20 protein-coding genes and 1 tRNA gene are annotated in these 17,491 nt (G+C 65.9%); 9 read left to right on the top strand and 12 right to left on the bottom strand.

The window, feature by feature from the left end; genetic code table 11:
- Positions 1–20: 20 nt before the first annotated feature.
- Positions 21–386 (top strand): nuclear transport factor 2 family protein, encoded by a 366-nt coding sequence (locus IVA92_RS06970; RefSeq protein ID WP_247281802.1) that lies wholly within the window; start codon positions 21–23, stop codon positions 384–386.
- A 198-nt stretch (positions 387–584) separates the two neighbouring features.
- On the opposite strand, the gene IVA92_RS06965 is transcribed toward IVA92_RS06970, so the two are convergent.
- From IVA92_RS06965 to IVA92_RS06930, 8 genes are all read right to left on the bottom strand, one after another.
- A complete protein-coding gene (locus IVA92_RS06965) occupies positions 585–1,427 on the bottom strand; it encodes an amidohydrolase family protein (RefSeq protein ID WP_247281803.1) in 843 nt (280 codons plus the stop codon).
- Positions 1,428–1,430: 3 nt separating this feature from the next.
- On the bottom strand, positions 1,431–2,408 hold the full coding sequence (locus IVA92_RS06960) for an aldo/keto reductase (RefSeq protein WP_247281804.1): 978 nt from the start codon (positions 2,406–2,408) through the stop codon (positions 1,431–1,433).
- 107 nt (positions 2,409–2,515) lie between these two features.
- Positions 2,516–3,448, bottom strand: coding sequence for a sugar-binding protein (locus tag IVA92_RS06955; protein ID WP_247281805.1), 933 nt, complete (start codon positions 3,446–3,448; stop codon positions 2,516–2,518).
- Between the two features lie 95 nt (positions 3,449–3,543).
- Entirely contained in the window at positions 3,544–4,626 is a 1,083-nt protein-coding gene (locus IVA92_RS06950; protein WP_247281806.1) for an ABC transporter permease, read from the bottom strand.
- Positions 4,626–5,384 carry an ATP-binding cassette domain-containing protein gene (locus tag IVA92_RS06945; protein ID WP_247281807.1) on the bottom strand — a complete coding sequence of 253 codons (759 nt, stop codon included), beginning with the start codon at positions 5,382–5,384 and terminating at the stop codon, positions 4,626–4,628. The genes IVA92_RS06950 and IVA92_RS06945 overlap by 1 nt, the downstream gene beginning before the upstream one ends.
- 12 nt (positions 5,385–5,396) lie before the next feature.
- The gene (gene xylA, locus IVA92_RS06940; RefSeq protein WP_247281808.1) at positions 5,397–6,719 is read right to left on the bottom strand and encodes a xylose isomerase; all 1,323 of its coding nucleotides are present in this window, start codon (positions 6,717–6,719) and stop codon (positions 5,397–5,399) included.
- The gene (xylB, locus tag IVA92_RS06935; protein WP_247281809.1) at positions 6,720–8,174 is read right to left on the bottom strand and encodes a xylulokinase; all 1,455 of its coding nucleotides are present in this window, start codon (positions 8,172–8,174) and stop codon (positions 6,720–6,722) included.
- Between the two features lie 82 nt (positions 8,175–8,256).
- Positions 8,257–9,300: a LacI family DNA-binding transcriptional regulator gene (locus IVA92_RS06930; RefSeq protein ID WP_247281810.1), complete on the bottom strand. Its 1,044-nt coding sequence runs from the start codon at positions 9,298–9,300 to the stop codon at positions 8,257–8,259.
- Positions 9,301–9,409: 109 nt separating this feature from the next.
- On the opposite strand from IVA92_RS06930, the gene IVA92_RS06925 reads away from it, so the two are divergent.
- Positions 9,410–9,940, top strand: a complete 531-nt coding sequence (locus tag IVA92_RS06925; RefSeq protein ID WP_247281811.1) for a DUF1003 domain-containing protein — start codon at positions 9,410–9,412, stop codon at positions 9,938–9,940.
- A 55-nt stretch (positions 9,941–9,995) separates the two neighbouring features.
- On the opposite strand, the gene IVA92_RS06920 is transcribed toward IVA92_RS06925, so the two are convergent.
- The gene (locus tag IVA92_RS06920) at positions 9,996–10,460 is read right to left on the bottom strand and encodes a GNAT family N-acetyltransferase (RefSeq protein WP_247281812.1); all 465 of its coding nucleotides are present in this window, start codon (positions 10,458–10,460) and stop codon (positions 9,996–9,998) included.
- Positions 10,461–10,502: 42 nt separating this feature from the next.
- Positions 10,503–11,084, bottom strand: coding sequence for an XRE family transcriptional regulator (locus IVA92_RS06915; RefSeq protein WP_247281813.1), 582 nt, complete (start codon positions 11,082–11,084; stop codon positions 10,503–10,505).
- A gap of 176 nt (positions 11,085–11,260) precedes the next feature.
- Between IVA92_RS06915 and IVA92_RS06910 the strand changes: the two genes are divergently transcribed.
- Positions 11,261–12,253 carry an alpha/beta hydrolase gene (locus IVA92_RS06910; protein ID WP_247281814.1) on the top strand — a complete coding sequence of 331 codons (993 nt, stop codon included), beginning with the start codon at positions 11,261–11,263 and terminating at the stop codon, positions 12,251–12,253.
- 4 nt (positions 12,254–12,257) lie between these two features.
- On the opposite strand, the gene IVA92_RS06905 is transcribed toward IVA92_RS06910, so the two are convergent.
- Positions 12,258–12,331, bottom strand: a tRNA-Gly gene (locus tag IVA92_RS06905).
- A gap of 171 nt (positions 12,332–12,502) precedes the next feature.
- Here IVA92_RS06905 and IVA92_RS06900 point away from each other — a divergent pair.
- The 6 genes from IVA92_RS06900 to IVA92_RS06875 all read left to right on the top strand — a co-directional run bounded on the left by IVA92_RS06900 (position 12,503) and on the right by IVA92_RS06875 (position 16,011).
- A complete protein-coding gene (locus IVA92_RS06900; RefSeq protein ID WP_247282047.1) occupies positions 12,503–13,081 on the top strand; it encodes a methylated-DNA--[protein]-cysteine S-methyltransferase in 579 nt (192 codons plus the stop codon).
- A gap of 9 nt (positions 13,082–13,090) precedes the next feature.
- Complete coding sequence (locus IVA92_RS06895) at positions 13,091–13,930, top strand: AraC family transcriptional regulator (RefSeq protein ID WP_247281815.1); 840 nt, start codon at positions 13,091–13,093, stop codon at positions 13,928–13,930.
- Positions 13,931–14,030: 100 nt separating this feature from the next.
- On the top strand, positions 14,031–14,309 hold the full coding sequence (locus IVA92_RS06890; RefSeq protein WP_247281816.1) for a hypothetical protein: 279 nt from the start codon (positions 14,031–14,033) through the stop codon (positions 14,307–14,309).
- A 108-nt stretch (positions 14,310–14,417) separates the two neighbouring features.
- A complete protein-coding gene (locus IVA92_RS06885) occupies positions 14,418–14,777 on the top strand; it encodes a VOC family protein (RefSeq protein WP_247281817.1) in 360 nt (119 codons plus the stop codon).
- 244 nt (positions 14,778–15,021) lie between these two features.
- Positions 15,022–15,423 carry an SRPBCC family protein gene (locus tag IVA92_RS06880; protein WP_247281818.1) on the top strand — a complete coding sequence of 134 codons (402 nt, stop codon included), beginning with the start codon at positions 15,022–15,024 and terminating at the stop codon, positions 15,421–15,423.
- A 99-nt stretch (positions 15,424–15,522) separates the two neighbouring features.
- On the top strand, positions 15,523–16,011 hold the full coding sequence (locus IVA92_RS06875; RefSeq protein ID WP_247281819.1) for a hypothetical protein: 489 nt from the start codon (positions 15,523–15,525) through the stop codon (positions 16,009–16,011).
- On the opposite strand, the gene IVA92_RS06870 is transcribed toward IVA92_RS06875, so the two are convergent.
- Positions 16,008–17,453 carry an MATE family efflux transporter gene (locus IVA92_RS06870; protein ID WP_247281820.1) on the bottom strand — a complete coding sequence of 482 codons (1,446 nt, stop codon included), beginning with the start codon at positions 17,451–17,453 and terminating at the stop codon, positions 16,008–16,010. The genes IVA92_RS06875 and IVA92_RS06870 overlap by 4 nt on opposite strands.
- Between the last annotated feature and the right edge of the window lie 38 nt (positions 17,454–17,491).

The raw sequence follows: 17,491 nt of genomic DNA, 5'->3' as shown, positions 1-17,491 counted from the left end.
CACTGTCGAAGGAGAACATCATGACCGATCCCAACACCATCGCCTGCCGCTACATCGAGCTCTGGAACGAACGCGCCGCCGGCCGCCGGCGCGAACTGCTCAGCCAAAACTGGACAGCGGATGCGAGCTATGTCGATCCCCTGATGAAGGGCGACGGCCAGGACGGGATCCACGCGCTGATCGCAGGCGTGCAGCAGCGCTTTCCCGATTTCACCTTCAAGCTGATCGGCGAGCCCAACGGCTACGGCGACCATGTGCGCTTCTCGTGGGGACTTGGTCCTGACGGCGTCGACAGCCCGATCAAGGGAACGGATTTTGCCGTGCTAAAGGAGGGCCGGATCAGGAGCGTGACGGGATTTCTGGATCAGGTGCCAGCGGGCGCGTGAAGGGCCGGCACGCTGCTTTCTTCCTTCTCCCCTTGTGGGAGAAGGTGGCGCGAAGCGCCGGATGAGGGGTTGCTTCCGCGATCCTTGCTGCTTGAGGGTCGTGCGCGGAGAGATACCCCTCGCCCGTCTCGCCGCTACGCGGCGAGCCACCCTCTCCCACAAGGGGAGAGGGAAAGAGTGCAACCCTCGACTGAACAGTCAAGCCAACCGATACGCAGCCTTCGCATTCACACCGAACGCCTTCTCGCGCACGTGTGCGCCCAGCCTCACCAGGCACGCCTCCAGCGCATCCTTGATCTCGCCGTAGCTCCCCGCAAGCAGACACACCGGCCAGTCCGAGCCGAAGATCAGCCGATCCTCGCCAAAGCATGTCGCGGCATGCTGAACGAACGGAAACAGACGCTCCGCATTCCAATCGCTCCAGACTGCTTCCGTCGCCAAGCCCGAAATCTTGCACCAGACATTGCCGCAAGCAGCGAGCGCCGCGATGCCATCGGCCCATTCGTCGCTTGCGCCATCGGCGATCGGCGGCTTGGCGGCGTGGTCGAGCACGAAGCGCGCTTGCGGGAAGGCCTGCGCGGTCGCGATCGCAACCGGCAACTCGCGGGTGCGGACGAGGAAGTCGTAGGTGAGATCGCGGGCAAACACCGCGGTGAGGCCGCGCTGGACGTCTTCGCGGAGTAACCAATCCGGATCGGCTTCATCGTGGACCTGGTGACGAATGCCCACCAGCTTGTCCCCACCGGGCGCAGCGCGCAATCGATCGAGCGTTTCGTCAAGCGCCCCGTCCGTCAGATCAGCCCAGCCAACGACACCGATGACAGAGGGCGTCGCATGCGCGATGCGCAGGAACTCCTCGGTCTCCTCCAGCGCGGAGCGGCACTGCACCAGAATGCTCGCATCGATGCCGTTTGCCTTCAGCAATGGCGCAAGATCGCCAGGGCCGAAGGCGCGGCGGATCGGTGTGAGCTCGTCCGCGTCCATCCAGGGATAGTCGGCACGCGCCGGATCCCAGAAATGCTGGTGACCGTCGATGATCATGGCTCACGCTCCGCCCGGCAGCGGCGCCCGCGCATCGACGAGGTTTTGCGCGCGCAGCTCCTGCCAGAAGGCCTGCGGCACCGCCGCCTCCGACATCGCGATGTTCTCGGCCGCCTCCGCAGCATTGCGCGCGCCCATCACCGTGACCGTCACGGCCGGGTGGGCCATGCAGAACTGCAGCGCTGCGGCCTTTAGCTCGGTGCCGTGCTCGTGACAGAGCGCGTCGAGTTCCAGCGCACGCGCGACAAGCGCCGCGTCAGCATCCTGATAATTGAACTTCGCGCTCGTGTGCGGATTGGCCAAGATGCCGCTGTTGTAGACGCCGCCGAGCAGGATGCCGATGTTCCTGGCCTGGCAGGCCGGAAATAGCGCATCCAGCGCGCCCTGGTCGAGCAGCGTGTAGCGGCCGGCGAGCAGGAAGCAGTCAACCGGCACGGCGTCGGCAAAGCGGACCAGCATTTCCGACTGGTTCATGCCGGCGCCGATCGCCTTGACCGTGCCGTCCTCGCGCAGGCGCTGCAGCGCGCGGAAGGCACCGGTGACGGCATCGTCATAGTGGTCGTCGGCATCATGCACGAGCAGGACGTCGATGCGATCGAGCCCGAGCCTGGCGAGGCTTTCCTCCACCGAGCGCATCACGCCGTCATGGCTGAAATCGAACACCGGCCGCTCACGCGGCGTGCCCTTGTAGTGCTCGTCCTCGGCGGCGGCGCCCTCGGGCGCGCGCAAAAGACGCCCGACCTTGGTCGAGATCGCATAGGATTCACGCGGCTGCTGCCGCAGGAACGCGCCGAGCCGCCGCTCGGCCAGGCCAAAGCCGTAAAGCGGCGCGGTGTCGAAGAAGCGGATTCCGAGCGACCAGGCACGCGCGACCGTCGCTTGCGCATCGGCGTCGCTGACGGGTGCGAACAATCCGCCGAGCGGGGCGGAGCCGAGGCCGATCGAGGTGACGTCGAGAGAGCCGAGGCGCGACCGTTTCATTTCCATTGCCTTCCAGGAGTCGTCCTTCCAGCGGCGCAAATCATCTCCCCCGCTCGCGGAAACCGCAAGCGGGGGAGGCACGCAGGAGCGCGGGGCTGGCGGCGCTCCTACTTCAACATCTGTGCAACGTTGTCCTTGGTCACGAGATCGAGACCGGTGTAGACGATCTCCGGCACCTTCTCGCCCTTCTTGATGGCGAGCAGCGTGTCCATCGCCTTCTCGCCCATCTCGAACGGACGCTGGCCGACCAGCGCATTGGCATAGCCGTCGCGCAGGAGCTCAAGCTGCATCTTGAGCGTATCGGCGACCACCAGGGTGAACTTGCCGGAGTCGATGTCCTTCTTGTTCCTGGAGGCGAAGGCCTTGAAGCCTTCAGGAGCGAACATCGGCCAGCCGCCGATGGGAACGATGGCGGCGAGATCGGGCGTTGCGGTGCGCATGTCGGTCATCTGCTGGACCGCGAGCGCGGGATCGTCGTTGCAGAAGGTGGGCGAGCCCGCAACTTCGGTCCATTTCGAGCCCTTCAGCGCCTCGCGCACGCCGTCGACGCGCTCGGCGAGGTTCTTGGCGCCGGGACCGCCCGAAACCATCGCATATTTGCCGCCGTCGGGCCGCATTTTCAGCAATTGCTTGCCGAGCGCGACACCGAACTCCTTGTTGTTGGTGCCGATATAGGCAATGCGCTTGGAGCCCGGTGCATCGGCATCGAAGGTGATGACGGGGATGCCGGCCGCGGTCGCCGCCTCGATCGACTTGGTCATGGCCGCGACGTCGGCGACCGAGATGGCGAGACCGTCGACCTTCTGCGTGATGAAGTCCTGGATGATCTGGGCTTGCGTCGCCGGCTCGTGCTCGACCGGCCCCTTGTAAATGCATTCGATGTTGCCGAGCTCCTTGGCGCGCTTCAGGCAACCGTCGCGCGCGAAGTCGAAGAACGGATTGTTCATCGCCTTGGGCACGATGACGAAGCGGTAGTTCGCAGCGAACGCCGGCGTTGCCATCATGGCAACAGTGATGCCGGCAAGAAGAAGTTTCCTCATTGTCTCCTCCACCCTTCTCTTGCGCCCATCCTTTCCAGATTCGTCCGGGAAGCGGACAGGCGGCATTTTCGTTGCCTCCCCGGAACGACGTCACGTCAGATCATCCGCGATCGGATGCGATCGACCAGCACGGCCAGGATGATGATCACGCCCACCAGCGTCTGCTGCCAGTAGGAGCTGACTTGCGCCAGCACGAGGCCGTTGCGGATCACCTCCAGCAGCACGCAGCCGACGATGGCCCCCAACGGACCGCCGATGCCGCCGGCGAGATTGGCGCCACCGATCACGGCCGCCGCAATCACGTTGAGCTCGTAGGACGTCGCCATGTTGGCCGGCGCCGATCCAAGCCAGCCGGAGATGATGATGCCCTGGAGCCCCGCGGCGAGCGCGCAGATCACGTAGACCTCGATCTTCACCCGCACCACCGGAATGCCGGTGAGCTCGGCCGCCTTCTCGTTGCCACCGAGCGCGAAGACGTGGCGTCCGAACGAGGTATGGTGCAGCACCACGGCCATCGCCAGCGCGAGGATCACCAGATAGATGAAAGGCACGGGCACGCCGAGCACGTCGCCGGAGGTGAGCGCATAGAAATAATCTGCATCCGGTCCGCCCGGAAAACTGCCACGGCCGTTGGAGACGACGTAGCCGAGCCCGCGTACGATCGAGAGCATGCCGAGCGTGGTCACGAACGGCGACAGACCGAGCACGGCGATGCAGAAGCCGTTGACGAGCCCGGCGACCAGCGCGACGCCGAGGCCGGCGAGGATCGAGACCAGCAGGATCAGCCCTGGCACCTTGGCGAGCACGGTCTTGCCGTCGGCCGCCATGTGCACGAACAGCGCGCCTGCCGGCGAGCCGGGTGCCGACAATTCGGTCATCACCATCGAGGTGATCATGGCGGAGAAACACATCATCGAGCCGACCGAGAGGTCGATGCCGCCGGTGATGATCACGAAGGTCACGCCCAGCGTGGCAATGGCGATGAAGGAAAAGTTCTTCGCCACGTTCTGCATGTTGCCTTCGGTGAAGAAGTACGGGCTGGCGAAATGCATGATCACCAGCAACACCGCCAGCGCGAGCAGGACATAGCCGGTCTGTGACGCGAAGATGCCGCGCTGCCACCATCTGATCCGGCCGACATTGGTGAAGCTGATCGGAGATTCCAGGGGCATGGCCATCACGCCGCCTCCTTCGCGCCGGTGATCAGGGCGGTGACCTCCTCGGGCGAAGTCTGGTGGATCGGCTTGTCGGCGCGCTTCTCGCCGCGGCGCATGACGACCACGCGGTCGCACACCGCGAACACGTCGGGCATGCGGTGCGAGATCAGCATCACGGCGACACCCTGCTCCTTCAGCCGGTGGATCAGGCCGAGCACCTGCTCGACCTGGCGGACCGAAATCGCGGCCGTCGGCTCATCCATCATCACCAGCCGCGCATTGGAGAGCCGCGTCCGCGCGATCGCGACCGCCTGGCGCTGGCCGCCCGACATTTGCTTGACGAGATCATCGGGGCGGGTCTCCGAGCGCAATTCGCCGAACAGCTCCAGCGCCCGCGCCGCCATCGCCTTGTGGTCGAGCAACGCAATGGGTCCGAATGTGCGCTTCAGCTCGCGGCCGAGGAAGACGTTGGCAGCGGCGGTCAGATTGTCGGCGAGTGCGAGATCCTGGTAGACGACCTCGATGCCGACGGTGCGGGCATCGAGCGGTCGGCTGAAATGGACCGCATTGCCGGCAAAGCGGATCTCGCCATGGCTGGGGCGGAAATTGCCGGCGATGATCTTGACCAGCGTCGACTTACCGGCGCCGTTGTCGCCCATCAGGCCGACGACCTCGCCCGGGAACACCTGCATGTCGACCTCATGCAGCGCCCGGATCGCGCCGAACTCCTTGCCGATGCCAGTCAGCTCGAGCACCGGCGTTGCTTCAGCGCTTGTCATCAGCGGCCTTCCTCAGACATGTCGGTTGACCAGGGATTCCAGATATTCCTGCCGACCCGAGCGCGGCTGCGGGTCGAAGCCGGGGCCGAGCGCACGGTCGGCGAGATCGGCGAGCGAACGCTGGCCGCCGAGAATGGCCTGGCCCTCGGGCCCGGCCCATCCTTCGTAGCGCTTGGCAAGCGGTGTGGTGAGCACGCCGGCGTCGAGCATGTCGGCAGCGGCGAGGAAGGCGCGCGCGCAGGCATCCATCGAGCCGACATGGGCGTGGATCAGATCGTCGGGATCGATCGACTGACGTCTGATTTTGGCATCAAAATTGAGCCCGCCCGCGGTGAAGCCACCGTGGCTCAGGATCTCGTGGAACACCAAGGCGAGCTCCGGCACGTTCATCGCGAACTGGTCGGTGTCCCAGCCGAGCAGATCGTCGCCGCGGTTGACGTCGAGCGAGCCGAACACGCCGAGCGCCTCGGCGAGCGCAACCTCGTGATGGAAGGAGTGACCGGCGAGGATGGCGTGGTTCTGCTCGATGTTGAGCTTGACGTCGTTCAGGAGATCGTAGCGCTCGAGGAAGCCGTAACAGGTGGCGACGTCGAAATCGTATTGATGCTTGGTCGGCTCCTTCGGCTTGGGCTCGATCAGGATCGGTCCCTTGAAGCCTATTCTGTGCTTGTGCTCGACCACCAGCGAGACGAAGCGGCCGAGCTGGTCAAGCTCGCGCTTGAGATCGGTGTTGAGCAGCGTCTCGTAGCCCTCGCGCCCGCCCCATAGCACGTAATTCTGGCCGCCGAGCCGGTGCGTCACCTCCAGCGCGGCGCGGACCTGGCCGGCGGCATAGGTGAAGATATCGGGGTCCGGATTGGTCGCGGCGCCCGCCATGTAGCGACGATGCGTGAACAGATTGGCTGTGCCCCAGAGCAGGCGGACCTTCGCGGAAGCCATCTTCGCCTCGAACAGATCGGCAATCGCGTTGAGATTGGCGACGGACTCGCTAAGCGAGGCGCCTTCCGGCGCTGCATCGACGTCGTGGAAGGTGAAGAACGGCACGTCCAGCAGGCGGAACAGCTCGAAGGCAACATCGGCCTTGGCCCGCGCCAGCGCCATCGCATCGGTACCGTCGTGCCAGGGCCGCAGGAAGGTCTCGCCGCCGAAGGGGTCTGCGCCCGGCCAGCAGAACGAATGCCAATAGCAGACCGCAAATCGTAAGTGGTCCTCCAGCCGGCGGCCATGCACGAGGCGGTCCTTGTCGTACCAGCGGAAGGCGAGCGTGTTGTCCGCATCTTTGCCGGCAAAGGCGACAGGCGTGCTGGCCTCGAAGAATTTGGCTGACGCGTTCACTCAGGCAGTCTCCTTCAATGCAGGATAAAGCGCCCGCCAGCGCAGATAGGCCTCGTCATAGGCCGCAGTGACGGATGGGCGGGGTGTGAAGCTCGCGAGCCGCCGCGGGGGTTTGCAGACCTCTGCGGGGTCCTCGCCGGTCGCGGCGATACGGCCGAGCCGCGCAACGCCGAGCGCGGCGCCCACTTCGCCTTCCTCAACGCGATGAACGGGAATGCCGAGCACGTCGGCGCAGATCTGCGCCCACAGCGGCGAGCGCGAGCCACCGCCGACCAGATCGAGCTCAGCAAGCGGCCCACTCGCTGAGCTCAGCGCGGCCAGATTGTCGCGCGCGGCAAAGGCGACGCCTTCGAGCACGGCCTGGACGATCTGCGCCCGCCCGGTCGCACCGCGCAAGCCCACAAAGGCCCCGCTCGCGGTAGCATCGTTGTGCGGCGTACGCTCGCCATCGAGATACGGCAGGAAGGAGACGGGGCTGGGCCCGTCGACGCGCTCGCCGAGCGGTGCCAAGAGCGCTGCGGCCGGAGTCTCCATCACGCCAGACAGCCAGGCGAGCGAGGCCGCGGCCGACAGCATCACCCCCATCTGATGCCAGAGGCCGGGCAGCGCATGGCAGAAGGCATGCACGGCCGAAGCCGGCGCCGGCGCGAAGCGGTCGGTGACGCGGAAGACCACGCCCGAGGTGCCCAGCGACAGGAAAGCATTGCCCGGCGCGATCGCGCCAAGCCCGATCGCGCTCGCCGCATTGTCGCCGGCGCCGCCGGCGACCACGACATCCGCAGTCATGCCCCAGCGCTGCGCGTATTCCGACGCGAGCACCGCGCTCACCTCGCTGCCCTCGACGAGGCGCGGCATGTGATGCAGATCGAGCCCGGTGGCATGCAGCAACAGTGCCGACCAGCGGCGCAGACCAACATCCAGCCACAGCGTGCCGGCGGCGTCCGACATGTCCTCGACCATTTCGCCGGTGAGGCGATAGCGGACATAGGCCTTGGGCAGCAGCACCTTTGCGACGCGATCGAAGATCTTTGGCTCATGCCGCGCCACCCAGAGCAGCTTCGGCGCGGTGAAGCCAGGCATGGCGAGATTGCCGGCGATCGCGTGCAACGACGGACAGCGCCGCTCCAGCATGGCGCATTCGGCGTGCGAGCGGCCGTCGTTCCAGAGAATCGCGGAACGCAGCGGCCGCCCATCCTCGCCAAGCAGCGTCGCGCCATGCATCTGGCCCGACAGCCCGATGCCGGCGACCCGCGCGACCTCGCGCGGATGGCGGGCGGCGAGATCGTCCACCGCGCCGATCGCCGCATCGACCCAGGCGTCCGGATCCTGCTCGGACCACAGCGGCGCCGGGTGCGACAGCGCAAGCTCGCGCGCGGCCGTTGCGACAATCGCGCCGGCTTCGCTCACGAGCACCGCTTTCACACCGGATGTGCCGATGTCTAGTCCGAGATACACGCCATCCTCCCTTTTGCCTGTCGCGGTGCGCGAGCTTGACGTCGCATTCACCGCTGCAGACCATTTTGAAATCCAGCTGCCACTAGGGCAGATTGTCCCGCATCACGATGTCGATCCTGATCTTCTCCTGTTCGCGCAAGATCGGCTCGCCGCGGGCGAGCGCGAGCAGAACGCGCACGGCGGCACGCGCCTCATGGCCAGGGTTCTGCGAGATCGCCGCATGCATCACGCCCTGCAACAGCAGCCGCCGTGTCAACGCGGTGACGTCGTGCCCGACGAACACCACCTGCTTTTCGCGGCCGGCATCGGTCAAAGCCTTGGCTACGCCTTGCGTGCCGGCGCCGACGTTATAAAGCCCGACAATGTCAGCATGCCTGCCGAACAGCCGCGCCAATACTTGCTCCGAACGCTCGTCCTCGTCGCGCCCTTCCAGCACCGGCAGCACGCTGAGACCGGGGAATTCCGTCGCCATCACCTGGTTGAAGCCGAAGATGCGCTCGGCGTGGTCGCGCAGGCCCTGCGAGCCCGCGACGATCGCGACCTTGCCGGACCTCTGGCCGACCAGCCGCCCGACCAGCGCGCCGGCGGTGCGACCCGCAGCGATGTTGTCGATGCCGACATAATGATGGCGGCGCGAGGACGGCACGTCCGAGACCAGCGTCACCACCTTGGCGCCGGCATCGACGAGATCATTGATGGCGGCGCGAACACTCGGATGATCCAGCGCCACCACGGCGATGCCATCGTAATCGCCCGATAGCGCCTCCAGCGTGCCTGCGAGCGCGGAGGGGTCGAACACGTCGGTCGGCACCATCTCGACGCTGAGGCGGCGGGCCGACAGCCAGGCCGACATTTCGCCGAGATAGGCTTCGATCTGCTGCATGAACGGGTTCGAGCCCGACGGCATCACGAAGGCGAAGCGCCGGGCGCGGCTGCGGGCGAGCTCGGCGGCCGCAACGTGCGGCTGGAACGAATTGCGCTCGATCGCCGCCTTGACGCGCCGGACCGTGTCCGGGCGGACGCCCGGGCGGTTGTGGAGGACGCGGTCGACCGTGGCGAGGCTGACGCCGGCCTCGCGGGCGATATCCTTCAGCGTCAGCGCAGTTGGGGTGAGCGTCTCGGCCATGGCTGAAGGCTAGCAGAGGTGTTTTGAGGTGCGCAACTCATTTTGAGGAATGATGGGGTTTGGCTCCGCCCTCCCAGGAACAGGTCCTCCACTCGGCCGTTGCCGCCGCGTGCGTAACGACATCACCCATGATCCCGGCGAGGGCCTGAGCCCGACGCTCGAGCGCAACATCCAGGCGCTCGTCGCGCGTCGCCGTGGGGAGCAGCGGGCTGCCACGAACCAGGAAAAACTCGCCGACGCGATCACGGCCTTCACCGGCAGCATGCCGTTCGTTTATCTCCACCTGGCCATATTTGGTTTCTGGATCATCGCCAATCTGAATTGGCTGCCGGGGATCCCGGTCTGGGACGAAAGTTTTGTGGTGCTCGCGATGATCGCCTCGGTGGAAGCGATTTTCCTCTCCACCTTCGTGCTGATTTCGCAGAACCGCATGACCGCGGCCGCGGACAAGCGCGCCGATCTCGACCTCCAGATCAGCCTGCTCGCCGAGCATGAACTGACCAAGGTTGCCCGCCTGCTCACGCAGGTCGCCGAGCGGCTCGACGTCAAACCTGACTCGAAGCGCGATCTGGAGGAAGCGGCCCGGGACATCGCCCCCGAACGCGTGCTCGACAAGATCGAGGAGACGCGAAGAAGTTGAGGCTGCATGCACCTTGCGCCAGTCGGCTGCATGCACCTTGCGCCAGTCGGCAGGCTCAGCTGGTGGTCAGATCCAGCGTCAGGAACAGGCTGTTGGGATCCTCGACATAGCCTTCGAATGGACCGCAGGCGACGAAGCCGTGGGCCTGATAGAGGGCGTGCGCGGGTTTGAAATAACCCCAGGAGCCGGTTTCCAGGCTGAGCCGCGTCATGCCGCGCATGCGGGCTTCACTGATGATGTGGCGGAGCATCTGGCCGCCGAAGCCGCGCCGGCGTGTGGTCTGCAGCGTGTGCATCGACTTCACCTCGCCGTGGTCGGCCGAAAGCGTCTTCAGCGCGCCGGTGGCGACCAGTGTCTCGCCGTCCCAGCCGGTCCAGAATCCGATGTCGGGTGCACGAAGACCCGAGAGATCAAGTGCATGGGCGCTACCGGGCGCGGTCTGCGCCCGCGCCGCCGTGACGTGATGATCGAGCAGCGCGATGACACGGGGATCAAAGGTGTCGCCGGGGCGGATGTGCATCGTCAGGGCCTCACTCCAGGGTCTCGGATCGCATCGGTGCCCTCACATCTTGCCGTAGGAAGCGCCGCGCCGCGTGATGATGACGTAGCGCGCATCCTGCCGGGTCTCGTTCTCGAAAATCACCGCGCGCATCACGTCGAAATCCAGACAATCGCCCTCGTGCAACCGCACCGCCTTGGCGTCGATATGCACGGCGATGGCTCCCTCCAGCATCAATAATTGTTGGGTGAAGGCGTTGCGGCCCCAGGGACTGTACGGCACCCGCGCGCCGGCCGGCAGGTCGACGACGATGATCTCGATCCCGCTCGCCGCATCGGTTGGCGAGGCGTGGCGCCTTCGATAGCCGCTCTCGGGATCGCGCCAATGCGGCTGATCGGCAAGTCGCACCAGCCGCTCGGGCGGCTTCTCGGCCAGTGCGACCACATCGCTGAGCGACACGTCGAGCGCTGCGCAGAGTTTTCCGAGCAGCGCAGCCGTCGCACTGCTCTGCGCCCGCTCCACCCGCCCGATCATGGCCCGGCTGACGCCGGACCGAGTTGCCAGTTCGTTCAACGTCATGCCGGCCTGGGTCCGCAGCGTCTTCAGGCGGCGGCCGACCGCACGATCGAGTTTCTGCTGGTCCATTTTTTTAGCCCCGGCCTTCATCCAAGCGTTGCCCGGCGCAAGGACCGCATGCCGCCTCGACCAACCTAAGCCGGGCGAGAGGCGAATGCCGGGAGCGCCAGTCCAATATATTAGAATCTTTGCGCAGCCGGGACACCCGATTAGGATGCTTCCCATAAGCAGGACCGGGAGGCGACATGGGCGAGCCGACGCAGCGGACGATCAAGGCCAACGGTATCAGCCTCAACATCGCCGAGCAGGGCGAGGGGCCAATGGTGCTGCTCTGCCACGGCTTTCCGGAAGGCTGGTACTCCTGGCGCCACCAGCTCGAGGCGCTGGCAGCGGCCGGCTACCGCGCTGTTGCGCCCGACATGCGCGGCTATGGCAAGAGCGACCGGCCCGAAGCCATCGACCAGTATACGATCTTGCACATGGTCGGCGATCTCGTCGGCGTGCTCGACGCGTTCGAGGCGAAGGACGCCGTGATCGTCGGGCATGATTGGGGTGCGACAATTGCCTGGCACACGGCGCGCCTGCGTCCCGATCGCTTCCGCGCCGCTGCCATTCTCAGCGTACCCTATCGCCCGCGCAGTCCCGTGCGGCCGACCAGCGTCATGCCGCGGACAGCGGATGCGCAGTTCTATCAGTTGTACTTTCAGGAGCCCGGTGTCGCCGAAGCGGAGTTCGAACGGGATCCGCGCGCTACGCTCGGCGCCATGCTCTTCGGCGGTTCCGGCGAAGGGGCGGCGGCGATCCGCGCCAATGCCGAGCGCGCCGGCAGGACCGTCGGCATCGGGATGGTCTCGCGCAAGGATGGCATGTTGCCGAAGGTGCAGGTGCCGCTGCCCTCATGGCTGAGCGTCGCCGACCTCGATCATTACGGCGCCGAATTTGCCCGCAGCGGGTTTCGCGGGCCGCTCAACTATTACCGTAACATCGATCGCAACTGGGAGCTGATGGCGGCCTTCGAGGGGGTGAAGGTGACCGTGCCCTCACTCTTCATCGCCGGCGACCGTGACATGGTCATTGCCTTCCCCGGTGCCGCCGAGCATCTCGCCAACATGAGACAATGGGTGCCGCAGCTACGCGAGATCAAGATGCTGCCGGGCTGCGGACATTGGACGCAGCAGGAGCGGCCGGCGGAGGTGAACGCGGCGATCGTCGAATTCCTGCGAAGCCTGCCGAACTGAAGCTTGGAGCGGGCGAAGGGAATCGAACCCTCGTATGCAGCTTGGGAAGCTGCCGTTCTACCATTGAACTACGCCCGCGCACGCGTGCTTCGCGCACCCCCTGATTAGCCGAGACGGCGCCGCGAGCCAAGCGCTTTGGCGCAGGCAACCTGACGCTTCTTAACGGTTTGGCAAGATTCCAGGTGCGCCGGATTGTGGCGGTGTTATGATTTCGTGTCTGGGGAGACGTGCACTGAGTGGGGCGTGTGCATCGTGGGGCGTGGTTACGCGATCTTCGACACGGCCATAGGGCGCTGCGGCATCGTCTGGAGCAGCACCGGCGTGGTCGCGGTGCAATTGCCGGAGGCGCGGGAGATCGACACCCGCCGCCGGATTTTTGCGGTCCATCCCGAGGCGCGTGAGCAACGGCCGTCCAAAAACGCCGAGCTTGCAATCGAGGGCATCGTGGGCCTGCTGCAGGGCAGCGACCCCGATTTTTCCGACGTCAGCCTGGAAGCCGGCGGCGTGCCCGCCTTCAACCGGCGCGTCTACGAATACGCCTGCACCATTCCGCGCGGGGACACGCGCACTTATCACGAGGTTGCGAAGGCGCTTGGCGCCTCCGGTGCCGCGCATTCGGTGGCGCAGGCGATCGCAAAAAATCCCTACATGCTGATCGTCCCCTGCCACCGGGTGCTGGAGGCCGGCAATTACACCGACCGACTCTCGCCCTACGCCGGCGTGATCTCCAAGCGACGGCTGCTGGCGCTCGAGGGCGCCCATCCCATCGCCAGCAAGACGCTGTTCGAGGTGCTGCTGCCGGTTGCCCCGCCACGCGCGCCTACCTAGATAGGCGGCATGGAAGCGACCACGCTGCTGACGACGCCATCGCTGACGGTCTCCGAATTTCGCTGCGATGCGGGACCGGAGGACACGCCATTTGCGGAATGCCGCACCGGCCATTCCATCGCCTACGTCCGCTCCGGCAGCTTCGGCTGCCATTGCCGCGCCGGCTTCTTCGAACTGGTGGCGGGCTCGATGCTGGTCGGCGCCCCCGGCGAGGAATACACCTGCACGCATGAGCACGTGTGCGGCGACGTCTGCCTGTCCTTTTTCCTCAGTGAAGATCTGGTCGACGCGCTCGGGGGACGCCGCGAGGTCTGGCAGGTCGGCGCGACGTCGCCGCTGCCCGAACTGATGGTGCTGGGCGAGCTGGCCCAGACGGCGGCAGATGGCAACAGCGATCTCGGCCTCGACGAGGTTGGCCAAATCCTGGCCGGCCGCTTCATTGAGGTCGTCTCGGGCAAGGCGCGCAAGCCGGCGCGGCCCACTGCGCGCGACCGCCGCCGCGCGGTGGAAGCCGCGCTGTGGATCGACGACAATTCGCATGCCGAGCTCGACCTCGAGCAGGCAGCAAAGCAGGCCGGCCTCAGCCCGTTCCATTTCCTGCGGCTGTTCTCGGCCGTGCTCGGTGTCACCCCGCATCAATATCTGGTGCGCTCGCGCCTGCGACACGCCGCGCGGCTGCTCACCGAGGACGATACCGCGGTCACCGACATCGCCTATGACGTCGGCTTTGGCGATCTCTCCAACTTCGTCCGCACCTTCCATCGCGCCGCGGGCGTCTCGCCGACCAAGTTCCGGCAGGCCTCGAAGGGACAGCGCAAGATTCTCGACGAAAGACTGGCTGTGAACTGATGGGGCTCAGCGCTAAGCCTTCCTTGACCAGACGCGGCGGAATAGATCGCCTCCCGTGCACCGCGATAAAGTCCGACCGAAGCGTGCCGCGAGACGCAACGTGGAATGGATCCTGATCATCGGCATCGGCGCCTTCGCCTACTACCGCATGAGGCGTGCGCATGAGAAGGCGGACGAATATGCCGCAACCGGTATGGCGCGATCACCGCTGTACTGGTCAACCGCGGCGCTCACCATGACGTTGCTCGGCCTCTCCCTTTACATGGCTCATCTTGGGCACGAGGGGACGATTCCATGGGCCTATTGGTTGATCGTGGTTGTTCTGTTCATAATAATCCTGCTGCTGCGCCGCGCCTTGAAATGGCGCTACCCGATCTAGCTAGCACGGGCGGAGAGCAAGATTCTCCAAGAGCAGCTTGCCCTCAACTGACTAGGTTCGTCTCCGGCGCGCGCCATCAAGCGGCGCGCTTCTGCAATGGAGACGATCATGTACGACCACATCGGATTGCGCGTTGCCGACCTCGATGCCGCCACGCGCTTCTACACAGCAGTGCTGGCGCCGCTCGGCTATGTCCTGTGCTCGAGCGGCGACGGCTATGCCGGCTTCGGGCCGACGGGCGAGCCGGCGCTGTGGCTGCACCTCAACAAGGGACGCAGGGCCGACGGCGCGCATATCGCGTTTCGCGCCAAGGGTCACGACGCGGTCAAGGCGTTCCACAGCGAAGGCCTGAAGAACGGCGGTCGCGACAATGGCGGCGCCGGGCCGCGCAAGGATTACAGCCCGACCTATTATGCGGCGTTTTTGATCGACCCTGATGGCAACAATGTCGAGGCGGTTTGTGCGTGAGCGTGCTCGCGCCTCGCTACAAGCCGTCATGCCCCGGCTTGCCGCCTTCGCTAAAGCTTCGGCGGCCGAGCACCCTTGAGGCCCCGGCGTAGCCTTGGCGAAGCCGGGACCGGGCATCCCGTACGCCGCGGCTTCTCGATCCTATCACGTCGATCTCTGGAATACTGGTTCGCCCGATCAAGTCGGGCGATGACACCTGAGATGACGGCCCTATCGCCCGCCTCTCCACATTATAGGAATCCCCATGGCCTCCATCCACAATGACATTCCCCTTCCCGCCTCCGCGCGCGACGTCTGGGACGCGGTGCGCGACTTCGGCGCGCTGCATCAGCGGCTGGTGCCGGGCTTCGTCACCGCCTGCAACCTCGACGGCGATGCGCGCATCGTCACCTTTGCCAACGGTTCGGTGGCACGCGAGGTGCTGGTCGATTGCGACGACGCGCGACGACGGCTGGTCTATGCGATCAACAACGAGCGGCTGAAGCACTACAGCGCCTGCGTGCAGGTGATCGCCGAGGACGAGACGCGGTGCCGCCTGGTCTGGACCATCGACATGTTGCCGAACGAGCTTGCATCCTATGTTCAGGGACAGACCAGCGAAGCCGTGATCGCGTTGCACAGGGCTTTTCCGCCCGCCGCGGCGTGACCTTTCTCACAGCGATCCGCCCTCGCCAGCCGTAACCATGCGACGTGCGTCCGGTTGGCTCCGCTTTCCCGGCGGAGCCACGCACGCGAGGAGCATGCCATGAGAGGTGCGGACAAGGTGATCTGCCAGGCGGCCGCCGTGCTGCTATTGTTTTCCGTCGCGAGCACGCCGGCGAAGGCGCAGCTTGCGGGTTTTGGTGGTGGTGCCGATGGCGAGGACATGATGGCCCAGATGGCGCCAATGCTGGAGATGATGAAGGCGAAGATGGGCAAGCACCGCTTCGCCATGCTGATGCAGACCATGGGCCCGATGATGAGTCGCATGATGGAGAACGGCGGCGGGCTCGGCGGCATGATGGGCGGCGGCCTGTCCGGCGGCAATCTCGGCGGCGGCTTCGGTGCGCCGAACTACGGCGGCTACACGCCGATGAGCGGCGGCTATATGCCGGCCGGGCTCGGCGGCATGGGCGGCCGCGACGTCATGGGCATGCTCGGCGGCGCCGGAGGCGGAGACATGATGGCGATGATCCCGCAATTGATGCGGCTCGCCAATGCCGGCGGCGGCCATCGCCGCCACAGGCATCGCTAGTCGGCAGCAGCTGACAGAGCTGGCCTGATCGCAGGTTTCATCTTGCGCGGTCCCCAGCGGGTCAGCACCACGCTGGAGCACGACAGCAGGCCGAGCACGACCATCGAGCTTGCGGCGAGCCAGAAGAAGCTCTGCGCTGTAGCGCCGTGGGCCGACAGCCACCAGCCACAAGCGGCGATGTAGATCAATCGCGCGGTCTGCGCCAGCACCGGCCCGATCACCTTGGCGGCGCCCTGCGAGGAGAAATACATCGTCGTTGCAAGGCCGAAGAAGGCGTAGAACGGTCCGACCGTCGAGAGATATTGATGGCTCGCCGCGCGCACGGCCACGCTGTCGGTGAAGATGTTGACCCAGAGATCGGGGAAGATCGCAACGAGGCATGCCGGCGCGCCGACCGCCACGAAGGCCGCAGCACTGGCGATCCAGGCGATGCGCCGGGCGCGCGCGATGCGGCCCGCCCCGATCGCCATCCCGACCATCGGCACACAGGCGATGCCGAACGAGAATGCGATCGAGGTCAGCAGGAATTCCAGCCGCGCGCCGATACCGTAGCCGGCGAGAATCGCGGTGCCGAACTGCGCCAGTATGTGAGTGAAGATCGAGATCGTCAGCACCGATTGCAGCGGCGAGAAGCAGGCGATGGCGCCGACCTTCAGGATGTCGAAAAACATCGCCCATTGGATGCGCAGGCCGCGCAGCTTCAGGACGATTCGGGCGCGGCCGGAGAACAGATACCAGCCCATCGCGCCGATGTTCATGCAATAGGCGATCAGCGCGCCGGCCGCGACGCCGCGCATGCCGAGCTGCGGCACCGGCCCGAGCCCAAGGCCCAGCGTGCCCCCCAGCACGATCTGCCAGACCGCCGAGTTGAGGATCAACAGCGACGGCAGCTTCATGTTGCCGGTACCGCGCAGGACGCCCGCCAGGGTGTTGAGCAGCCAGGGCAGCACCGCGCCGCCGAAAAACACCTGCGTGTAGGCGATGGCGTGGGTCAGCACATTGCCGCGGCCGCCGAGCAATTCCAGCAGGCGCGGCCCGAAGATCAGCATTCCCAGCATGAAGACGAGACCGAAGCTGATGCCGATCAGAATCGCGTGCACGGCGAGCGTTCCGGCGCGCTCGCGATCCCCGGCGCCGAGCGCACGCGCGATGGCGGAGGCCACCGCGCCGCCCATGGCGCCGCCCGACATCGTCATGGTCAGAATCACGGTCGGAAACACCAGCGCCATCGCGGCCAGCGCCTCGACGCCGAGCCGGCCGACATAGGAGGTCTCGGCGATCACCACGCACATGCCGGCCGACAACCCGATCACGTTCGGCCAAGCGAGCCCAAGCAGCGTGCGCAGGATCGGACCGTCGGTCAGCGCGCTCCTGACCGGCCGCGGAGGCGGCGGCAGCGGGCGCTCCTGTTCATCGACCGGGATTTCGGCGATGTCGGACATGTCTTCTCCCGGACACGAGCGCCATTTGCGGCGCGGCA

It is taken from the genome of Bradyrhizobium sp. 154 (assembly GCF_023073875.1).
Lineage (GTDB): Bacteria > Pseudomonadota > Alphaproteobacteria > Rhizobiales > Xanthobacteraceae > Bradyrhizobium.
The sequence above is the reverse complement of the archived record's forward strand: the minus strand, read 5'-3'. Positions and strand labels throughout refer to the sequence as shown.

Excerpts from the sequence above, each read along its gene's own strand:
- IVA92_RS06955 (WP_247281805.1), bottom strand. The coding sequence starts at position 3,448 with ATGAGGAAACTTCTTCTTGCCGGCATCACTGTTGCCATGATGGCAACG.
- IVA92_RS06950 (WP_247281806.1), bottom strand. The coding sequence starts at position 4,626 with ATGGCCATGCCCCTGGAATCTCCGATCAGCTTCACCAATGTCGGCCGG.
- IVA92_RS06875 (WP_247281819.1), top strand. The coding sequence starts at position 15,523 with ATGAGAGGTGCGGACAAGGTGATCTGCCAGGCGGCCGCCGTGCTGCTA.
- IVA92_RS06915 (WP_247281813.1), bottom strand. The coding sequence starts at position 11,084 with ATGGACCAGCAGAAACTCGATCGTGCGGTCGGCCGCCGCCTGAAGACG.
- IVA92_RS06930 (WP_247281810.1), bottom strand. The coding sequence starts at position 9,300 with ATGGCCGAGACGCTCACCCCAACTGCGCTGACGCTGAAGGATATCGCC.
- IVA92_RS06965 (WP_247281803.1), bottom strand. The coding sequence starts at position 1,427 with ATGATCATCGACGGTCACCAGCATTTCTGGGATCCGGCGCGTGCCGAC.
- IVA92_RS06945 (WP_247281807.1), bottom strand. The coding sequence starts at position 5,384 with ATGACAAGCGCTGAAGCAACGCCGGTGCTCGAGCTGACTGGCATCGGC.
- IVA92_RS06970 (WP_247281802.1), top strand. The coding sequence starts at position 21 with ATGACCGATCCCAACACCATCGCCTGCCGCTACATCGAGCTCTGGAAC.
- IVA92_RS06885 (WP_247281817.1), top strand. The coding sequence starts at position 14,418 with ATGTACGACCACATCGGATTGCGCGTTGCCGACCTCGATGCCGCCACG.
- IVA92_RS06920 (WP_247281812.1), bottom strand. The coding sequence starts at position 10,460 with ATGCACATCCGCCCCGGCGACACCTTTGATCCCCGTGTCATCGCGCTG.
- IVA92_RS06895 (WP_247281815.1), top strand. The coding sequence starts at position 13,091 with ATGGAAGCGACCACGCTGCTGACGACGCCATCGCTGACGGTCTCCGAA.
- IVA92_RS06960 (WP_247281804.1), bottom strand. The coding sequence starts at position 2,408 with ATGAAACGGTCGCGCCTCGGCTCTCTCGACGTCACCTCGATCGGCCTC.
- IVA92_RS06870 (WP_247281820.1), bottom strand. The coding sequence starts at position 17,453 with ATGTCCGACATCGCCGAAATCCCGGTCGATGAACAGGAGCGCCCGCTG.
- IVA92_RS06880 (WP_247281818.1), top strand. The coding sequence starts at position 15,022 with ATGGCCTCCATCCACAATGACATTCCCCTTCCCGCCTCCGCGCGCGAC.
- IVA92_RS06910 (WP_247281814.1), top strand. The coding sequence starts at position 11,261 with ATGGGCGAGCCGACGCAGCGGACGATCAAGGCCAACGGTATCAGCCTC.